Annotated in this window: 16 protein-coding genes; 14 read left to right on the forward strand and 2 right to left on the reverse strand. The window is 48.9% G+C overall.

Translation table 11 applies throughout. From position 1 onward, the window contains the following. Positions 1–7: 7 nt before the first annotated feature. Genes FGT79_RS22725 through FGT79_RS22735 form a run of 3 tightly spaced genes read left to right on the forward strand, consistent with a single transcriptional unit; the run spans position 8 to position 3011 of the window. Entirely contained in the window at positions 8–1195 is a 1188-nt protein-coding gene (locus FGT79_RS22725) for a hypothetical protein (protein WP_138755137.1), read from the forward strand. Further along, positions 1195–2145 (forward strand): ABC transporter ATP-binding protein, encoded by a 951-nt coding sequence (locus FGT79_RS22730; protein ID WP_138755206.1) that lies wholly within the window; start codon positions 1195–1197, stop codon positions 2143–2145. Before FGT79_RS22725 ends, FGT79_RS22730 begins: the two co-directional genes overlap by 1 nt. After that, positions 2142–3011 carry an ABC transporter permease gene (locus tag FGT79_RS22735; RefSeq protein WP_138755138.1) on the forward strand — a complete coding sequence of 290 codons (870 nt, stop codon included), beginning with the start codon at positions 2142–2144 and terminating at the stop codon, positions 3009–3011. Before FGT79_RS22730 ends, FGT79_RS22735 begins: the two co-directional genes overlap by 4 nt. A 41-nt stretch (positions 3012–3052) precedes the next feature. On the opposite strand, the gene FGT79_RS22740 is transcribed toward FGT79_RS22735, so the two are convergent. Then, on the reverse strand, positions 3053–3745 hold the full coding sequence (locus tag FGT79_RS22740; RefSeq protein ID WP_138755139.1) for a hypothetical protein: 693 nt from the start codon (positions 3743–3745) through the stop codon (positions 3053–3055). A 164-nt stretch (positions 3746–3909) separates the two neighbouring features. On the opposite strand from FGT79_RS22740, the gene FGT79_RS22745 reads away from it, so the two are divergent. Both FGT79_RS22745 and FGT79_RS22750 read left to right on the forward strand, forming a co-directional pair. Then, complete coding sequence (locus FGT79_RS22745) at positions 3910–4953, forward strand: LacI family DNA-binding transcriptional regulator (RefSeq protein WP_138755140.1); 1044 nt, start codon at positions 3910–3912, stop codon at positions 4951–4953. 35 nt (positions 4954–4988) lie between these two features. After that, positions 4989–7181 carry an alpha-galactosidase gene (locus tag FGT79_RS22750; protein WP_138755141.1) on the forward strand — a complete coding sequence of 731 codons (2193 nt, stop codon included), beginning with the start codon at positions 4989–4991 and terminating at the stop codon, positions 7179–7181. A gap of 124 nt (positions 7182–7305) precedes the next feature. On the opposite strand, the gene FGT79_RS32010 is transcribed toward FGT79_RS22750, so the two are convergent. Then, on the reverse strand, positions 7306–7608 hold the full coding sequence (locus tag FGT79_RS32010) for a hypothetical protein (RefSeq protein WP_138755142.1): 303 nt from the start codon (positions 7606–7608) through the stop codon (positions 7306–7308). Between the two features lie 358 nt (positions 7609–7966). Here FGT79_RS32010 and FGT79_RS32635 point away from each other — a divergent pair, with 358 nt between their 5' ends. The 9 genes from FGT79_RS32635 to FGT79_RS22800 all read left to right on the forward strand — a co-directional run bounded on the left by FGT79_RS32635 (position 7967) and on the right by FGT79_RS22800 (position 18589). Then, positions 7967–8122, forward strand: coding sequence for a MerR family transcriptional regulator (locus FGT79_RS32635; protein WP_138755143.1), 156 nt, complete (start codon positions 7967–7969; stop codon positions 8120–8122). Between the two features lie 456 nt (positions 8123–8578). Beyond that, positions 8579–9973, forward strand: coding sequence for an LLM class flavin-dependent oxidoreductase (locus tag FGT79_RS22765; protein WP_138755144.1), 1395 nt, complete (start codon positions 8579–8581; stop codon positions 9971–9973). 30 nt (positions 9974–10003) lie between these two features. Beyond that, positions 10004–11674, forward strand: coding sequence for an ABC transporter substrate-binding protein (locus FGT79_RS22770; protein WP_138755145.1), 1671 nt, complete (start codon positions 10004–10006; stop codon positions 11672–11674). A gap of 58 nt (positions 11675–11732) precedes the next feature. After that, positions 11733–12659: an ABC transporter permease gene (locus tag FGT79_RS22775; RefSeq protein ID WP_138755146.1), complete on the forward strand. Its 927-nt coding sequence runs from the start codon at positions 11733–11735 to the stop codon at positions 12657–12659. A 15-nt stretch (positions 12660–12674) separates the two neighbouring features. Next, a complete protein-coding gene (locus FGT79_RS22780) occupies positions 12675–13568 on the forward strand; it encodes an ABC transporter permease (RefSeq protein WP_138755147.1) in 894 nt (297 codons plus the stop codon). Between the two features lie 16 nt (positions 13569–13584). Then, positions 13585–15615, forward strand: coding sequence for an ABC transporter ATP-binding protein (locus FGT79_RS22785; protein ID WP_138755148.1), 2031 nt, complete (start codon positions 13585–13587; stop codon positions 15613–15615). Positions 15616–15752: 137 nt separating this feature from the next. Then, the gene (locus FGT79_RS22790; protein ID WP_138755207.1) at positions 15753–16589 is read left to right on the forward strand and encodes an STM4015 family protein; all 837 of its coding nucleotides are present in this window, start codon (positions 15753–15755) and stop codon (positions 16587–16589) included. After that, a complete protein-coding gene (locus FGT79_RS22795; RefSeq protein ID WP_138755149.1) occupies positions 16562–17797 on the forward strand; it encodes an STM4014 family protein in 1236 nt (411 codons plus the stop codon). Before FGT79_RS22790 ends, FGT79_RS22795 begins: the two co-directional genes overlap by 28 nt. A 6-nt stretch (positions 17798–17803) precedes the next feature. Continuing rightward, the gene (locus FGT79_RS22800; protein WP_138755150.1) at positions 17804–18589 is read left to right on the forward strand and encodes an STM4013/SEN3800 family hydrolase; all 786 of its coding nucleotides are present in this window, start codon (positions 17804–17806) and stop codon (positions 18587–18589) included. The last annotated feature ends 7 nt before the right edge of the window (positions 18590–18596 follow it).

The raw sequence follows: 18596 nt of genomic DNA on the forward strand, positions 1-18596 counted from the left end.
GGAGTGCATGATGACAAGTAATGAAAGATTGAATAAAACAGAGCAGGAGCAGCTATCCGCAGCTTGGTCGAGGCTCGAGGAACAACTGGAGCATACTGAGCAATCTCCCTTGTGGGAGCAGTGGGAGTCGCAAGCTGTAAGCAACCATACTGAGCAGTCAGCAGGAAGACCTGTTTCCTCAGAAGAAGCAGTGAAGGAGGCTCCTGATGCGAGGGGGATAGACGAAGTACAAGCACCATCAAATGTTGTTCCGCTTGGTAGAAAGCGGGCTATATCGAGTGAATCGGACAGCCGGCTGAGACAGAGCGGAGCAGTACAGCGCTGGTTTCGCAGGAATAAAGGCAAGACGGTTGCTGCATGCGCTGCTGCTCTTCTAGCCGTTGTCATTGCAATTCCATCAACGAATGAAGCTTTGGCAGCTTGGCTGAATACGTTCCGCATGGAAAAGGTGATTGTTGTGAACGAAGGTGATTTGCAGTCGCTAATGAACAGCTTTATCGGCGAAGGAGAATCTCTGGAGAGGAATAATCGATTCGGAAGCTTTGAGAAGCATTCTGTAGGCAGCTATGAGGCAATTACCGCAGAGCAGGCCGCCGCTAAACTTGGTTTTCCGTTAGCTGCGATTAAGCTGGGAGAAGATCAGACGACTGCCATTTCATCCATAGCAGCGGAATCCATCTTGCTCCATCTGAATGTAAACGAGATAAACAGTGCCATGCGGAAGCTGGGTGCGGATAAGCTGCTTCCTGAATCGGTTGATGGGAAAGCGATAACCTTTCATACCGGAGAAGGGGTAAATGTAACGTATCAGAGTAATGGAGGAACCCATTCGGAGCAAAGCGTACAAGTAACTTATATAAAAGAGCCTTCTATCGAGGTAGATTCGTCAGTTAATGTGAAGGATGCTTACGAAGCGGTCATTCGCTTCCCTGCGCTGCCTGAGCATTTGCGTACCTCGCTTCAGCGTGCTGTCAGTCTGGAGAATGGCGAGATTCCGATGCCGCTTATTGCGAATAATGACTGGGAGAAGGTCACCATTAAAGCTGTTGACGTTTATATAGATATGCGATACGTGGGTCAGAGCAGCGTGAATGCGATGTGGCTGCAGGATGGCATTGTTACCTATGCTTATTTGAACGGTTATGAGGACGAACAACAAATAAAAGCGTTGGTATCGGAGTTGATTCGCTCTTGATTCGCAATGCGATTGAAACAAATCAGCTAACGAAGGATTATGGCGACGGCCGCGGCTGCAGCGGCGTTACGCTGACGATTAGAGAAGGGGAAGCCTTTGGCTTCCTCGGCCCTAATGGAGCGGGTAAAAGCACGATTGTCAAAATGCTCACGGGACTTATTCAGCCCACCTCAGGCAAAGCACAAATCTATGGACATGCTTCTGGAACAATCGAAGCAAGGCGAAGATTAGGCTATTTGCCTGAGCTTTTTCGCTATCCGGACTGGCTGACGGGTGAGGAGGTGCTTGCGTTTCATGCGAAGCTGTGTGAGCTGGATCGTTCTCAAGCGAAGCGCCGAATCCAACAACTGCTGGATGAGGTTGGAATTGGTGCTAGGGGGCGTGATCGGCTAAAGGGCTATTCTAAGGGCATGCAGCAGAGGCTTGGACTTGCATGTGCACTGCTTGCTGATCCTGATATCGTGTTTCTGGATGAGCCGGCTTCCGCACTTGATCCCGTTGGCCGCTATGAGGTGAGAGAGCTGCTTGTTAGATTGAGAGGCAGGGGAAAGACGATCTTTCTGAACTCGCATTTGCTCGAGGACGTGGAGCAGCTATGCGACAAGGTCGCCCTGCTTAATAACGGACAGGTGCTGGCGGAAGGAAGTGTCGCCGACGTGCTTCGCGAGCAATCTAATTGGCTGCTGCGTGTTAGCGGATATACCCCTCTGGCTGCAGATCGTATTCGTCACATGCTTGGCGTGAATGCCGTTGTTTCGGTAACAGAGGCAGGAGAAGGAATGTCATGGATTACGCTTGAGCTGGACAACGATGAGCAGATCGGGTTAGTCAATTATTTGCTGATCGAGCTTGGACTTACGTTGTATGAGGTCGGAAAAACGAAATCTAGACTAGATGAGTGGTTCCGCCTTGCTGTAACAGGTCTTGAGCATAGGGGGGAGCGCTTGTGATTGCTGTTTGGGGATTAACGTGGAAAGAGCTTATTCGCAAACGCGTGACCTTAATGACGGTCACGATGACGATGTTATTTTGGGTCGCTTATTGGTTTCTAGCGGGTGCGATTGCAGGAGGCGAGGTGCATGTTGTCGCTTCATTTAGTTTACTTGAGCATTTTGCCCGCAGCGCTATGATATTGACGCTTGGCTTCTTTTTCGCTGCTTTCGCAGTTGCCTTTCTGGCTATCTTTAGCTCGGTTGCAGCGGTTACGGGCGAGGCTGAGGCGGGTGTGCTTCAATCGGTGCTGGCAAGGCCGATTCACCGTTGGCAATGGTATATGGGCAGATGGTTCGGATTTGTGAGCTATGTTGCGCTTTATGGGACCTTGCTGTTCGCTTCCCTTCACCTCATATGCTGGATGCATACAGGGGTGCTGTTCAGCTTTGAAGTACTGATTCAATCACTTGGTTTGTTCTTATCCATTATACCGCTGCTTGTTTCTTTAACGATGATTGGGTCTTGTTATATCAGTCCGCTTGGTAACGGAATATGGATGACAATGCTATACGGAATGGGCTGGCTCGGTAATATGATTGACAGGTTTATGGAATCGGGGCGACTGCAAATAAGTGGACTGGAGACACTAGAGACGCTTACCGGATTAATAAAGCTAGCCATGCCGGCAGATGCGGTGCAGCAGCGCATGTTGAGCGAGCTATTTTCGATTAGAGAGCTGAGCGGCTTTTATGATTTGAATAGAGAGCTTAGTCTTTTTTCGATTAATGGAGCGGCATCCAACTCGTTTTTACTATACTGCTTGTTTTATACGTTTATACTGCTGGCGGGAGGACTATTGATTCTGCGGCGAAAAGATTTCTAGAACAGGCTGCCCCCTTAGCGCGAAGGAGGCAGCTATTTTGTTTATGTCGTCCACTGTGAGTGGACAATCGCACTTACATACCAGGCCCCGTCCCACTCCTCCAGTACGAGAATCAGACTTGCCCAATCCATACCCTCATATTGCTCGTTGAAGCCGCTGAAATGATAGTCCATCATATAGCTTTCTGGGAATAGCTCCTTTATATTGACTTTCATACTGCCCGTTCCTAAGATTTCATCCGAGCCAACAGTCTCCGCATCAAGAAAGTCCTTATCATAAACGAACTGGTCATAATATTGCTTGAAGGTGAGGTCGATCGGCTCTCCTGAGCCATCATACTCACCGAAGTGATAAATGGTTGTGTCGGTTAGAGCAGGAAGGCTTGCCGCTGGGAAAATCTTAGCTGAAGCTGTATCAATATGAGCGTACGGTGAGAATAATAAGCCTTTATTCGGATGGATATATGCAGCAAGGCTTTGCAGATCCTCACCCTTGAGCAACGAGATGATCGCTGCTGCGGCAGCTTCAGGTGTCGTTGCAACAAGCGGATCATTCTCACTCGAAGGAACGGAATACGAAGGCTTAGGATTATCTTTTGGTTGATTGGCACCCGTATTCGCACTTGAGTTTGGCAGGGTGCTTGGTTGTTTTTCATTTGTTTGGTTTGTATTCGTACTGCAGGCGGCAAGCATTAATATCAGCGCGAAGGCTATAACCGCGATGAAAGGCTTCATTACATATCCCCCCTTAATAATAGTTGATCGCTGTCAGCTCAGCTTGTTTAGCATTAACACGTGAGCTGCGCTTAAATGTTGCATAGACGCTTGTGAACTTTGCTGTTGTCTGGTAAACTGAATATGTTATTTAGTAAATTTATTAACTAAACATGGAGTGTGGCATGGCGACGATAAAAGATATTGCGCAGGAGGCAGGTGTTTCAGCCGCTACCGTATCTAGAGTTCTGAATAATGATACTAGCCTTGCAGTCAGCGAGGAAACGCGGTCCCGTATATTTAGCATTGCCGAGCAGCTGCAATATAAGCCGTCCAAGCTGCGAAGATTGAAAAAAGATGAGCAGCTGTCTCGACTGCAGTTCGGCTTGCTGATGTGGTCTACACTGGAAGATGAGCCTGAACATGAGGACCCTTATTTCTCATCTATTCGCAAAGGCATTGAAATGCGATGCGAGGAACTTGGCATTCAAATCGTCAAACTGCTCCGCGGCAATAGCCGCATGGATATGCAGCCTGTTCATGAACTGGATGGTGTAATCGTTGTAGGTTCTATTGACGACAGCGATGTTCGTCACCTCTACAGCAACGAGAATCGTCTCGTTTTCGTGAATCATTCTGGTGCGCTTAATGAGTATGACACGGTTAAGCTTCATTTCGAGCAGGCAACAAAGGCTGTTATTACACATTTAATCGAGCTAGGACATAAGCGAATAGGCTATATTGGGGGCAATGACCATGTACATCGCTTGAGCCGTCAACATCAGGCGATAGAAGTGGATGAACCGCGTCGTATTTTTTTCGAGCAGATCATGCGGGAGCATGGCATATTCGATGAAAGCTTTATGATGATGTCGAGCTGGTCATCTACAAGCGGGTATGAGGCGATGAATCGGCTGCTTCAGCAAGAAGTGCTTCCTACCGCTTGCTTTATTGCGAGCGATCCTATGGCTGTAGGCGCCTTGCGTGCCCTGCATGAGCATGGTCTTCGTGTGCCAGAGGATATGGCTGTCGTCGGGTTTGATGATATTGAGATTTCTGCCTATCTGAATCCACCGCTCACCACAGTGCGTGTGTATACGGAGCATATGGGCAGATCGGCAGTACAATTACTGCTTGAGAGAATGGAAGGCCGCGAAGCAGCCGTGCATATGACGATCAACACGACGCTCATTGTTCGGGAGAGTTGTGGCAGCATGCAGCTACAATAAAGGGATAAACATACACAATATCGGGAGGTTTTATTTTGACTATTCAATTTGATCAAGAGCGTTCATTGTTCCACTTGCAATCGAAGGATACAAGCTATGTCATTCATGTAACAAAAACCGGCTATCCCGCGCATATTTATTGGGGAAAGAAGCTTAGAAACGTACAGCTGGAGCGCCTGCTGGAGCTGAAAGAACGAGCTTCCTTCACGCCGAGCACAGAGATCGATCAGCTGGAACTGTCACTGGATACGCTCCCTCATGAATATCCAGCCTATGGAAATTCCGATTTCCGGATCCCTGCCTTTCAAGCGAAGCTTCCGAACGGATCGACAGTAACGGATCTTCGGTATGACTCTTACCGCATCGTAGACGGGAAGCCGGCTCTTGAAGGATTGCCATCGACGTATGTGGAGAGTGATGATGAAGCTCAAACACTTGAGATTACATTGAAGGACGAGCTGATCGGCCTTTCTGTTATATTAACGTATACCGTATTTGAGCAGTGGGATGCGATTACGCGTTCGGCTAGAATCGTTAACAATGGCAACGGTGTACTGGAGCTTCAGCGTGCATTAAGCCTTAGTCTCGATTTCTCGCATGATCAATTCGAAATGCTTCAGCTCTCGGGCGCATGGATTCGCGAGCGTCATATTCATAAGCGCAAGCTTGTGCCTGGTCTGCAATCGGTAGAGAGCCGCAGAGGTTCAAGCAGCCATATGCAAAATCCGTTTATTGCTTTGTTATCAGAAGGCGCAACTGAGGATCATGGGGATGTATATGGCGTCAATCTAGTCTATAGCGGAAACTTCGCAGCAGGCGTCGAAGTGGATCAATTCCATGCAGCGCGTCTATTCATCGGAATTAACCCATTTGATTTCAACTGGAGACTTGAAGCGGGCGAGCATTTCCAGACGCCGGAAGCGGTTATGGTTCATTCCGAGAACGGGCTTGGCGGTCTGTCACGCAGCTTCCATGATCTATATCGCTCCCGCTTGATCCGCGGCACCTTCCGTGATCAGACACGTCCAATTCTTGTGAACAACTGGGAAGCGACGTATTTCAAATTCAATGCAGACAAGATTGAGGACATCGCACGGGCAGGGCAAGAGCTTGGCATTGAGCTATTCGTTCTTGATGACGGCTGGTTCGGCAAGCGTGACAATGACGATACGTCACTGGGCGATTGGTTTGTAGACCGCAATAAGCTGCCGAATGGACTTGAGGACTTGGTTAGCCGCGTGAAACGTTTGGATATGCAGTTCGGCTTGTGGTTTGAGCCGGAAATGATTTCTCCTGTGAGTGAGCTTTACAAAGCACATCCAGATTGGTGTCTGCATATTGAAGATCGTAGGCGTACACAAGCGAGAAAACAGCTGATTCTTGATCTTTCTCGCGAGGACGTTCAACAATATATCGTGAAATCGATTTCTGATATTCTCTCAAGCGCGCCGATCACATATGTGAAGTGGGACATGAACCGCAATATGACGGAAATCGGTTCGGCTTTGCTTCCTGCAGAACGTCAGCGTGAGACTGCTCACCGTTATATGCTTGGACTTTATTCGGTGCTTGAACAAATTACGTCTGCTTTCCCGGATGTATTGTTCGAGAGCTGTTCAGGTGGCGGAGGACGCTTCGACGCAGGTATGCTGTACTATATGCCGCAAACTTGGACAAGCGACAATTCGGATGCGGTATCTCGTCTGAAAATTCAATACGGAACTAGCATCGTGTATCCAGTAAGTGCGATGGGTGCTCACGTTTCTGCCGTTCCTAACCATCAGGTTGGCCGCATTACTTCCCTGGAGACAAGGGGAAATGTAGCGTTGTCCGGCAACTTTGGTTATGAGCTTGATTTGACACAGTTCACTGAGGAAGACAAGGTAACGGTGAAGGAACAGGTTGCGCTGTACAAGGATGTGCGCCATCTAGTGCAATTCGGAGATTTCTATCGTTTGCTTAGCCCGTTCGAGGGCAATGAGACGGCTTGGATGTTCGTATCGAAGGATAAGAGCGAAGCGTTTGTCGTGTATGTCTCCGTCCTGCAAGAGCCGAATCCTAAGCTTGACCGCTTGCGTCTGAAAGGCCTTGATCCTAACCGGGATTACAAGCTGCATGGCGAAGAAACGGTATATGGCGGCGATCAGCTCTTGTACGCGGGTCTTGCAGCACCACAATTTTTCGGCGATTATGCAAGCAAGGTGTACCGTTTGAACGCAGTAGAGTAGCATTCCGCGCTCTTTAAGCAGCAGGAACGATAAGAAAAGGACTGTCAAAGAGACTTGAATCTCTTGGACAGTCCTTTTTGTTAATTGGGGTAAAAAAGAGAATGACGGTATGTATACGAAGTGATTAGCCTGCTGAGCTTGATACGGCTGCTGCTACTACGATTACGGCAATAACAGCGTAGATAGCGAGTATAATGGCTGCCCACAGCAAGGAAGCTTTGAAATAGTTTTTTTTCGTCGGATTGCCTTCACCGAACGCCCAAACAAACATCATAATGATATTTACGATTGGAATGATTAGGATAAGTGTTGTAATCATCCATTCTTTCACTGTAATAACGGGTGATACCTGCTGTTGGTACTGGTTCTGGTCATAGCCATAGCCGGGAACACCTGAATTGATTTGCGGTTGTTGATATTGATCCATTATATTCGCTCCTTTGGTTTCCTTGTGCTGTAACAATTCGTTCACAACTTATTATATATAGATTTCTAGTGAATACAACCCTTATTTATGTAAATATTATCATTAAATTTTTAAATATTGTATGGATTGTCCAAATATAAAGCGATCAGCTGCTCGGATTATGTCGATAAACCAAGAAGGCTATTTATCTATTAAACATATATTACAATCTTCAAACTTTTTTTTGAAAAGGTTTCTAATAGGCTCGCCCTTGACGTTACGCCAAGGTTTATACTCGGTTCAAAAGGGATGAAATTATGGAAATGAAAGAAGTTAAGTATACGGGGCGTTCGCAAAGCTAACTGGTGTAACCTAAAGGATGCTGCGCTATTACGATTATAAAGAGCTGTTGAAGCCGTCTTTTCCAAACAAGCATGGATATCGTTTCTATATAGAAAGGGATATTATGGTTTTGCAAAATGTATTAACATTGAAATATTTGGATTATTCGCCGGAGAGTCATCCCTTTGTATAGAAAGCTTGTCCAGCAGCAAGATTTGCAGCAGTAACTTCCTTACTGGGTATATGCGATAGGACATTGAATGGCGCAATGCTGAATCTCATTTTTCAGTACGATCGAGGGCTGACGTGATCAAAGTAGTGCATACGTCTATGTCCTTCTCGGTAGATGGAGAATCATTGATGCTGGCTGCGGAGCAGTCAAATATCCTTATTGTTAGCAAAGAGGTAGGCTCAGTCTGCCTCTTTGTGCTGTTCTTAGTTGTTGCCCGATGTAAACGAGCGCATTGAATTATTATATATAGCTATAGAATTTATCTATTATGTAAGTGATTGACTGGATTTGAATACAGATGATAGACTCTTCTCAACATAATACCAACAAAACCTATTTGAATTATTGAGTATTGAAAAGCAATTGAGTAAAACAGATGAGAGCTGTAGTTACTATTAAACGAGGGGCGGAGAAAGTATGGGAGAGCAACGTAAACTAAGATTGGGTGCCGTATTGCATGGAGCTGGAGGCAATTTTGCTGGCTGGAGACATCCAGATGCTGTGGCAGACGCAAGTGTGAACTTTGCATTTTATAAACAGCAGGCCATTAAAGCAGAGGAAGGAAAGTTCGATTTTCTATTTATTGCAGATGGGCTGTTTATTAATGAGAAATCCAATCCACATTTCTTGAATCGTTTCGAGCCGATTACGATTTTGTCAGCGCTTGGTGCAGTAACTTCGAATATTGGCCTGGTAGGTACTTTGTCTACCTCGTACAGTGAGCCTTTTACAGTATCTAGACAGTTTTCGTCCCTTGACCATATTAGCGGAGGGCGCGCAGGATGGAATGTCGTTACTTCCCCGCTGGAAGGTACTGCACTCAACTACGGCCTCACGCTTAAGGAACATCCGGATCACAGCAAGCGTTACCGCATTGCAGCGGAATACTTGAAGGTGGCACGCGGCCTGTGGGATTCGTGGGAGGATGGCGCATTTGTCCGCAACAAGGAAACAGGTCAGTTTTTTGATAAAAGCAAGCTGCATGAGTTGAATCACGAGGGGGAATTTTTCTCCGTTAAAGGTCCGCTCAATATCGGAAGGTCAAGACAGGGTCAGCCAGTCGTATTCCAAGCAGGTTCCTCCGAAAGCGGTCGGAATTTAGCTGGTGCATCGGCAGACGCCGTGTTTACTAATCACGGTACATTAGAAGAGGCTAAAGCCTTCTATCAGGATGTGAAACGGAGAGCGACAGAGTATGGCCGCTCGCCTGATGAAATTCTGATTTTCCCAGGCATCGGCGTAATTGTCGGTGAAACGGAGGAAGAAGCTGAGCGCAAATACCAAGAGGTTGCGAACTTAATCAGCGTTGAGAACGCGCTCGATAATCTAGGTCGTTTTTTCGAGCATCATGACTTCAAACAATATCCGCTAGATGCACCGTTCCCGGAGCTTGGTGAGCTGGGCAAAAACAGCTTCCAAAGTACAACGGACAAAATTAAGCGCGAAGCACTGGAGGAGGGCTTAACACTGCGTCAAGTTGCACTTCGTTCGGCGACACCGCGAACACCTTTCATCGGAACACCGGAGAAGGTAGCTGATCTTATTCAAGAGTGGTTCGAGCAGGGAGCGATCGACGGATTCATCGTCGGAGCGGGCGTACCGACCGGCCTGGATGAGTTCGTTGAGCATGTTATTCCCGTTCTGCAACAGCGTGGCTTGTTCCGCCTTGCGTATGAATCAGATACATTGCGCGGCAATTTAGGACTGCCAATTCCTGTGAACCGTTATGCCGAGCAGTCTGGCAAGCAAGAAGAATCAGAGGAACAATTCGCCTTGGAGGCTGCGGCAGCGCAGGCTAATCGATCCGTATAACCTAACTAGAATGAATGGGGAGAACTCGAAATGTTAAGAAAAAAATCAGGCTGGAAATCCATTCTTGCTCTAACAGTTGTATTTGCACTCGTGCTTAGTGGGTGCGCAAGTACGGAGAAATCGGGAAATAGTAATAACGCTGCTGAGCCGTCGCCTAGTGCAGACGCGGCTGTAACGGCTGCGCCGCTCACAGGCGGAGAACTTTCTTATGCACTCGCTACCTCGCCAGATACGCTTGATCCACATCGCAGCGGCTTGGCTGTAGCTGTCCGTGCGATTCGTACGATCCATGACAACTTAGTGGCGCAGCTTCCGGACGGGACGATCGCCCCATGGCTCGCTACAGAATGGGAAATATCAGAGGATGGCAAGAGCTATACATTCAAGCTGCGGCAGGATGTTAAGTTTCACGATGGCACACCGTTCAATGCTGAGGCTGTGAAGTTCAACTATGATCGGATTCTTAACCCGGAGACGAAGGCTGCTAATTCAGCTGCCTTGATTCGGCCTTATAAATCATCCGAGGTTATTGATGAATATACGGTTAAGCTGAATCTAGAAACACCGTCCAATGCTTTTCTCGGCAATCTAAGCCAAGCGCTTGTCAGCATCGTATCGCCGACAGCTGCGCAGAAATATGGCGATCAGTTGGGCAAGAATCCAGTAGGAACCGGTCCCTTCAAATTTGTAAGCTGGGAAGAAAATTCACAGATTACCGTTGAGCGAAACGCTGATTACAACTGGGCTCCTCCGCTCGTAGAGAACCAAAAAGCGCCATACCTGGATAAAGTCATTTTCAAGATTGCGCCCGAGGAAGCTACGCGAATCGGCAGCGTACAGAGCGGCCAGGTGCTTGCTGGTGAAACGATTCCTCCACAGAACATTCTAGCTCTGGAGAAGGACGAGAAGCTTCAGTTGTTCAAAGCGAATACACAAGGCTTGCCGTACACCTTATTCATTAACCAAAACAAAGCGCCTTGGAATGAATTGAAAGCAAGGCAGGCACTGCAAGCAGCTATTGATGTTGATGCGATTGTTAAAACCTTGTACTTAGGTACATATGACCGCGCATGGTCGCCGCTTACCCCTGGAACCTTCGGTTACGACAAGTCGCTTGAGGGCGGAGTGAAGCCTGATTTGGATAAAGCGAATGCACTCCTAGAGGAGCTTGGCTATGTGAAGGGCGCAGATGGCATACGTGTTAAGGATGGCAAGAAGCTGACTCTGCACTATGTAGACGGCTCGCCGAACCGTGAGAAAAGAAATGACATCGCAGCAATCATCCAGCAGCAACTGAAGCAAATTGGTGTTGCAGTAGAGGTGGAAATTACGAAGGATGTTCGCTCGATCGTATTCGAGAGTGCCAATTATGATATCTATGGCAACAGCCAGGTAAACTCCGATCCGGAGGCACTGCGTTCCTTCTACCATTCAGGAGCAGCGAGCGTGGGAGGGAAACAGAATCTTCCAGCTTACAAAAACGCTGAAGTCGACAGTTGGATTGACCAAGGCTTGGTTGAGAAGGATACCGCTAAGCGGCAGGAGCTTTATGCGAATGTACAGAAGGCGATCATTGAGCAGGCCGTTATCATTCCAATTTATGTATTCCCTTATACAATCGCGGCTTCTAAGACGGTGCAGGGTATCAAATTCGATTCGCTTGCGTACCCGTTGTTTAATGACACGTTCATCCAGAAATAAGCTGCTTCTCCATAACGCGGCTTTGCTCTAACTGCAATTAACGTTCAGGAGGCCAGTGATGCTAAAGACGGTTATTATTCGGTTGTTCACCTCATTATTGGTCATTCTCGGCTCACTCGTACTCGTATTTGTCATTGTGTATCTATTGCCGGGTGATCCAGTGCTGTCCATGGTAGATCCGAGTACAGTTTCTCCTGAGGTGCTGGCCAGTCTGCGGGCGCAGCTTGGCGTGGACCGACCGCTTTATGAACAGTTCGCATCCTATGCTTGGAAGGTGCTGCATGGCGATTTCGGACAATCGATTCTGAACGACGAGCCGGTGCTTCCCAAAATCATTGCGCATTTGCCGGCTACGCTCGCCTTGACAGCTGCAAGCTGCTTCATTGCCGCCGTTGTTGGAATATGGCTTGGGGTATTGTCTGCCATTCACAAGGATCGCTGGATTGATATTACGGCAAGGATTGTTGGGTTATTCGGAATATCAATGCCTACGTTCTGGTCAGGTATTCTCCTCATTCTTATTTTCTCCATCACGCTGGACTGGTTTCCTGCGATGGGCTCAGATGGCTGGAAGACGCTCGTTCTTCCAGCAGTGGGCCTTGGTATTGTCGGGGCGGGCTTTGTTGTCAGACTTGTTCGCAACAGCATGCTGGAGGTTATTAATGAACCGTTCATCGTAACACTGCGCGCCAAGGGAATAGCGGAGAAGCTGGTCATGTATCGTCATGCCCTTCGCAATGCGCTTATACCAGCTTTGACGATGATTGGTGTGCTGAGCGGTGAGTTGCTTGCAGGCACGGTTGTGATCGAGACGGTATTCTCACGCCAAGGCATTGGCAGAGTCATTTCGGATGCGCTAATGGCCAAGGACTTGCCTGTCGTACAGGGGGTCGTCTTTTTCTCGGCAATCATGTACGTCTTGATTAACTTAATTGTGGATCTCTCTTATCGGGTCATTGACCCGAGGGTGAGGCGTTCACAATAGCAAAGGTGGGACAGAATGAAGGAGACCGCGCTTGCCAAATTGACTTGGCCCCGGGTAAGGGCTTCAAGGCGCCTTGCAACTAGAAGGGCTAAGCTTAATGTATCGAGTCTACTCATATATGCTGCAGGATTTATCATTGTTTTTATCGTGCTAAGTGCATTGTTCCCGGGGCAAATTGCCCCCTATTCCCCAACAGAGATGGTCATGACCGACATTATGCTGCCGCCAAGCCTTACGCATTTGTTCGGTACTGATTATTACGGCCGCGATGTATTCAGCGTGGTTGTCTATGGCAGTCGTGATTCGTTGTTAATCGGTTTGGCCTCTGTGCTTGCTGGTGGATTGCTTGGTGCTTCTATCGGTGCTCTCTCGGGCTTCCTAGGCGGTATATTCGATACAATTATCATGGGGTTTATTGAGGTGCTGATGACGATCCCAGGCATTCTATTCGCACTGGCCATCGCAGCAGCGATGGGACCAAGCCTATTCAACGTAGTGCTTGCCGTTGCCTTGTCTTCAGTTCCTGGTTATGCCCGAGTATTCCGTGGTCAAATTATTAGTGTCAAAGGGCGGTCGTTTATAACGGCGGCACGCTCAGTAGGCGCAGGCAATTTGCGTATTTTCTTCCGGCATGTTCTACCGAATGCATGGTCACCGCTGCTTGTTATGGCGACGATTGGCTTAGGCACCTCGATATTAGTAGGTTCTGGGCTTAGCTTTCTCGGACTCGGCGTCATCAAGGAAATTCCCGATTGGGGCACGCTCCTGTCACAAGGAAGAGGCTATTTGACTGTGGCGTGGTGGATGTCTACCTTCCCAGGTCTTGCGATTACACTTCTCGTGCTGTCTGTCAATTTGCTGGGCGACAAGCTTAGGGATCATATCGATCCTAAGAAGAGCAGAGTATAAGGAGGAGGCATTCACTATGAAAGCATTGCTTGAAATCGAGCATCTTACCGTCAAGTTCGCCACTCCGAAAGGCTGGCTTACTGCTATCTCCGACGTTTCCCTGAGTATGAAGTCAGGTGAGACTGTATGTCTTGTTGGCGAGTCTGGCAGCGGCAAAACGATTACCTCCAAATCAGTCATGCGGTTGATTGACTATGAGAATGGTGTAATCGCAGGTGGAGAGATGAGGCTGGATGGCGTTAATTTAGTATCCTCGCCGCAAAGCAGCATGCGTACGCTGCGCGGTAAAAAAATGGCGATGATCTTTCAGGAGCCGATGTCGGCCTTTGATCCCGTCTTCACGATCGGCAGCCAAATCATCGAAGTAATGATCGGTCACAAAGTAAGCAGCCGAGAGAAGGCACGCGAGCGTGCTATTCATCTGCTTTCCCGAGTAGGCATTCCCGAGCCGGAGCTTCGGATGAAACAATACCCAGGCGAGCTGTCCGGGGGTATGCTGCAGCGGGCGATGATTGCGATGGCCCTTGCATGCGGACCTGAGCTGCTCATTGCCGATGAACCGACAACTGCTTTGGATATGACGATACAAGCACAGATTCTGCAGCTCTTGCAGGAATTGAAGTCCGAATTTAATATGGCGATTCTGCTTATCACTCATGATATGGGCATTGCAGCAGAAATGGCCGATCGCATTGTCGTTATGTATGCGGGTCAGGTAGTGGAGCAAGCAACGGCGGTACAGCTGTTCGAGCTTCCGCATCATCCCTACACGCAGGGTCTGCTTCGTTCCGTGACTTCGCTCGACAGTGATCGGGGCAGCAGATTATATTCCATCGAAGGAAGCATTCCCAGCTTGTTCGAGTTGCCCGAGGGCTGCCGCTTCCATCCACGCTGTGCCTATGCCACGGATCAATGCGCGAAGGAAAGTCCGCCACTGCTGGACATTAATGATCGTCAGGTTGCATGCTGGCATGCGGAAAGTCTTGCTGAGAATGGAGCGTTCGAGTCCATTAAGCAAACCAGTGGGATCGATATAACGGAGAAAACAGAATCATTCGTTCGCGAGAAGGAGTCTGGGGCTCTACCCAATTTGTTCGAGATTGAAGGACTTCGCAAATATTACCCGCTTGGGAAAAGCTTATTTTCTCGGCAAAATTCCGTCATTCGTGCAGTGGATGATGTTTCCTTCCAGATTCGAAAAGGGGAAACCTTCGGCCTTGTTGGCGAATCTGGCAGCGGCAAGTCTACGCTTGGGCGCGTCATTATGCAGCTTGAGAAGGCGACCGCAGGCAGCGTTCGATTCGCTGGGAAGACACTGACAGGCATTCACACATCAGAGCTGCATGAAGCGCGCAAGGATATGCAGATGATCTTCCAGGATCCTTACGGCTCGATGAACCCGCGCTGGCGTGCTCACGAAATCATTGCAGAACCGCTTGCGATTCATACGTCGCTAAGCACAGCTGAGAAGAAAGAGCGAATCGCCGAGCTGCTGAATATTGTTGGACTTAATCCCTCGTTGCAGGATCGGTATCCACATGAGTTTTCCGGGGGGCAGCGGCAGCGGATCGGTATCGCTAGGGCTATTGCCTTGAACCCGTCCTTCGTGCTTGCTGATGAAGCGGTGTCGGCGCTTGACGTTTCCGTACAGGCGCAGATCGTGAATTTAATGCAGGATCTGCAGCAGAATCTGGGGCTCACTTATTTATTTATTGCCCATGGTCTTCACGTCGTCAGACATATATCGAACCGAATCGGCGTGATGTACTTGGGGCAGCTTGTGGAAATCGCGGGTAGCGAGGAGCTTTTCGTGCGCCCTGCGCATCATTATACGAAAGCGCTCATCGCGTCGATTCCATGGCCAGATCCCAGTCGTAAGCGGGAGCTGCAAGCGATAAGCGGTGAGATTCCGTCGCCTGCACGGCCTCCTTCAGGCTGCCGCTTTCATACACGCTGCCCAGCGGCGACATCCTTATGCAAGAGTGAGCCGCCCGCTCTAACACAAATCGATCACGAACATTGGGTTGCCTGTCATTTTCCTGCTTAAACGCCGAGAGCTCCGTTAGGGGCTGCTCGGTTTTTTGGCATTCATCAGAAGTCAGATGTGACTATGGGACCATTGACGTGGTCAAAAATGACATGTTACGCTACCTTCATATGGTAACAATTGGAGGGATATACTTGATTGAAATTCGCTTATCAGTAGGGTATGACGAGTATGAAGAAGGGGCGAGAATGTCCAGCTTAATCGAAAAGCTTGCATCGAGCCCGGATGGTCAGCAGCTGTCCATCCTAACGATCGGCGATTGGGGTCAGGCGTATGAGAATTCTCCGGACAGCTTTATTGAAACATTAATCAGCCACAAGGATTCATTTCCTAATCTAACGAAACTATTTATTGGCGACATGGGTTTTGAAGAGTGCGAGGTATCGTGGATTAACCAAACGAATCTGTCACCGCTGCTTGCTGCTTTCCCGAATCTGAAGTCGTTGACGGTCAAGGGCAGCCAAGACCTCAGTCTGCAGCCGCTCGCTCATGAGAAGCTCGAGGAGCTCGTTATCATATGCGGCGGACTCCCGAAGTCTGTGCTTGAAGAAATCATAAGCGCAAAGCTCCCTGAGCTGCGGAAGCTTGAATTATATTTGGGAGTCGATAATTACGGATTTGACGGAGGCATTGAAGATGTTCTTCCGCTGCTAAAGGGCGATCTATTTCCGAAGCTCAAGTACTTGGGACTGAAAGACAGTGAAATTCAAGATGAGGTCGCCATTGCTGCTGCCTCAGCGCCGGTGCTGGACCAATTGGATACGCTTGATCTGTCTTATGGAACGTTGACAGATGAGGGTGGAGAAGCATTGCTTGCGAGCGAGCGGATCAAGAAGCTGAAGCATCTCGATCTGAGCTATCATTATATGTCAGACGAGCTTGTGCTTCGGTTTCAGCAATCGGGCTTGCCCGTGGACGTCAAGGACCAGCAGGAATCCGATGATGAATGGCGCTATCCATTCCTTACGGAATAATGGGCGGCAGCGAACAGCCTTTTCTGCTTATCTGCAATCCGGAAAGTAAACGGACGGCTTTGCTGCAGGCAGCGAGGCTGAAGCTGGGGCTTGCCCCAGCTTCCTTGCTGTCTTATGAGGAGCTGCTAAGCGGCAGAGCAACTATTGGTCATGCCCTGAGGAAGCTTGCGGGTAGAGGAGATACGATTGTCCGCCTTGATGCACCGGGCGAGAACTTGGTCGTGGAGCGGCAGTTGATCGCATGGGGAGCTCCTGATCGCGATGGTGACGATTCGCTCTGGCTAGGCGGCGCTTTGCCAAGCATCATTTCCCTTCAATCATCCGAGGCGCTCGAATTGCCTCATGAGCATGGCCGAATCTGGTATCCAGCGCAGTGGTATAGAGGTTATTGCCGATTTCTTGCGGACATGCAGCGTGAAATGAAGGCTTCAGGCATTCGCGCCTATTGGGTGAACTCGCCGGGAAGCATTGCTAAGATGTTTGACAAAAGAACCTGCTGGAAGCTGCTTGAGCGTCATGGCCTCCGAATGCCAGCGCTTCCTGCACCAGCGGGTTCAATCAAAAGCTATGAAGAGCTGCAAGCAGCCATACAAACGAGCGGGATGAAACGTCTGTTTATTAAACTAGCCTGCGGCTCTGGAGCCGCGGGCGTTATCGCTTACCAGACTAATCCGCGTACAGGAGCGGAGCTTGCAATTACTACGATTGGCTCGGAGCCGAGCAAGGCAGGCTTCAGCTTCTACAATGCCGGACAGATGAGACGTTACAGTGAGTCTGCGGACATTCGCCGAGTGATTGATTGGGTATGTCGTGAAGGTGCGCATATCGAGCGGTGGATCGAGAAGGAAAACTTCGAGAACAAATCATTTGATATACGCCAGCTCGTTGTGAATGGCAAGGCTTGTCATACAGTCGCTCGTTTGAGTCATACGCCGATAACGAATTTGCATCTGCGCAATGAACGCAGTATGAATATTGACCAACTGCTGCCTGCAGTAGTAAAGCAAGCGGTTATACAAACAGCTGAGAATGCCCTTCGAGCATTTCCTGGAAGCTCGACTGCGGGTGTGGATGTACTTGTTCGGCGCGGCAGCGGCGAGACCTATCCCATTGATATCAACCCGTTCGGTGATTTGCTGTATGGTGCTGAGTATGAGGGGATGAACACCTACGAGTGGCAAATGCGCCAGCTTCTCAGAAAGGAATAGATGGTTATGCTGGATATGAACGAAATTGTGGGTTCCCATGATATTTTGATGATTACACTAGATACGCTTCGTTATGATGCAGCCAAGCTGGAGGAAGCGAATTGCCCGAATTTATGCGGGGACGGCGGGTGGGAGAAACGGCATACGCCGGGCAGCTTCACCTATGCGGCACATCATGCTTTCTTTGGTGGATTTCTGCCGACTCCTGCGAGCACGGACAAATCAACGCATGTAAGGCTGTTTCACACGAGTAATACGGGGCTGAGAACGCATCCCCATACATGGTTGTTTGACGCTCCGGATCTCGTATCCGGCTTGCAGGAGGCGGGTTACCGGACGATCTGCATCGGAGGCGTCATTTTTTTTACCAAAAAAAATAAGCTGGCTAAGGTTTTGCCTGGCTATTTCCAAGAAAGCTATTGGCGTATGACCTTTGGCGTAACGAATCCGCGTTCAACCGAGCATCAGGTGAATCATGCGCTGAAGCTGCTGGAGAAAGCGGACCCTTCCGAGAGACTATTTTTGTTTATGAATATTTCAGCGATGCATGGGCCTAACCATTACTTTGTTCCAGGCGCGAAGCAGGATTCGGTTGAAACACAGCGGGCTGCACTACGCTATGTGGATGGCCAGCTTGGCTTACTGTTTGAAGCGATGCGGCAAAGGGGTAAAACATTAGTACTCGCCTTTTCGGATCACGGGACTGCCTATGGCGAAGATGGCTATGAAGGACATCGGTTGGCGCACGAGGTCGTCTGGAATGTGCCGTACCGCGAATTTATACTGGAATAAGGAGGGA

This window comes from Paenibacillus sinopodophylli, from assembly GCF_005930355.1.
In the GTDB taxonomy this organism is placed as follows: Bacteria; Bacillota; Bacilli; order Paenibacillales; family Paenibacillaceae; genus Pristimantibacillus; species Pristimantibacillus sinopodophylli.

Coding starts and splice junctions, on each gene's coding strand:
- FGT79_RS22725 (WP_138755137.1), top strand. CDS start 8: ATGATGACAAGTAATGAAAGATTGAATAAAACAGAGCAGGAGCAGCTA.
- FGT79_RS22740 (WP_138755139.1), bottom strand. CDS start 3,745: ATGAAGCCTTTCATCGCGGTTATAGCCTTCGCGCTGATATTAATGCTT.
- FGT79_RS22745 (WP_138755140.1), top strand. CDS start 3,910: ATGGCGACGATAAAAGATATTGCGCAGGAGGCAGGTGTTTCAGCCGCT.
- FGT79_RS32010 (WP_138755142.1), bottom strand. CDS start 7,608: ATGGATCAATATCAACAACCGCAAATCAATTCAGGTGTTCCCGGCTAT.
- FGT79_RS32635 (WP_138755143.1), top strand. CDS start 7,967: ATGCTGCGCTATTACGATTATAAAGAGCTGTTGAAGCCGTCTTTTCCA.
- FGT79_RS22765 (WP_138755144.1), top strand. CDS start 8,579: ATGGGAGAGCAACGTAAACTAAGATTGGGTGCCGTATTGCATGGAGCT.
- FGT79_RS22770 (WP_138755145.1), top strand. CDS start 10,004: ATGTTAAGAAAAAAATCAGGCTGGAAATCCATTCTTGCTCTAACAGTT.
- FGT79_RS22775 (WP_138755146.1), top strand. CDS start 11,733: ATGCTAAAGACGGTTATTATTCGGTTGTTCACCTCATTATTGGTCATT.
- FGT79_RS22780 (WP_138755147.1), top strand. CDS start 12,675: ATGAAGGAGACCGCGCTTGCCAAATTGACTTGGCCCCGGGTAAGGGCT.
- FGT79_RS22785 (WP_138755148.1), top strand. CDS start 13,585: ATGAAAGCATTGCTTGAAATCGAGCATCTTACCGTCAAGTTCGCCACT.
- FGT79_RS22795 (WP_138755149.1), top strand. CDS start 16,562: ATGGCGCTATCCATTCCTTACGGAATAATGGGCGGCAGCGAACAGCCT.
- FGT79_RS22800 (WP_138755150.1), top strand. CDS start 17,804: ATGCTGGATATGAACGAAATTGTGGGTTCCCATGATATTTTGATGATT.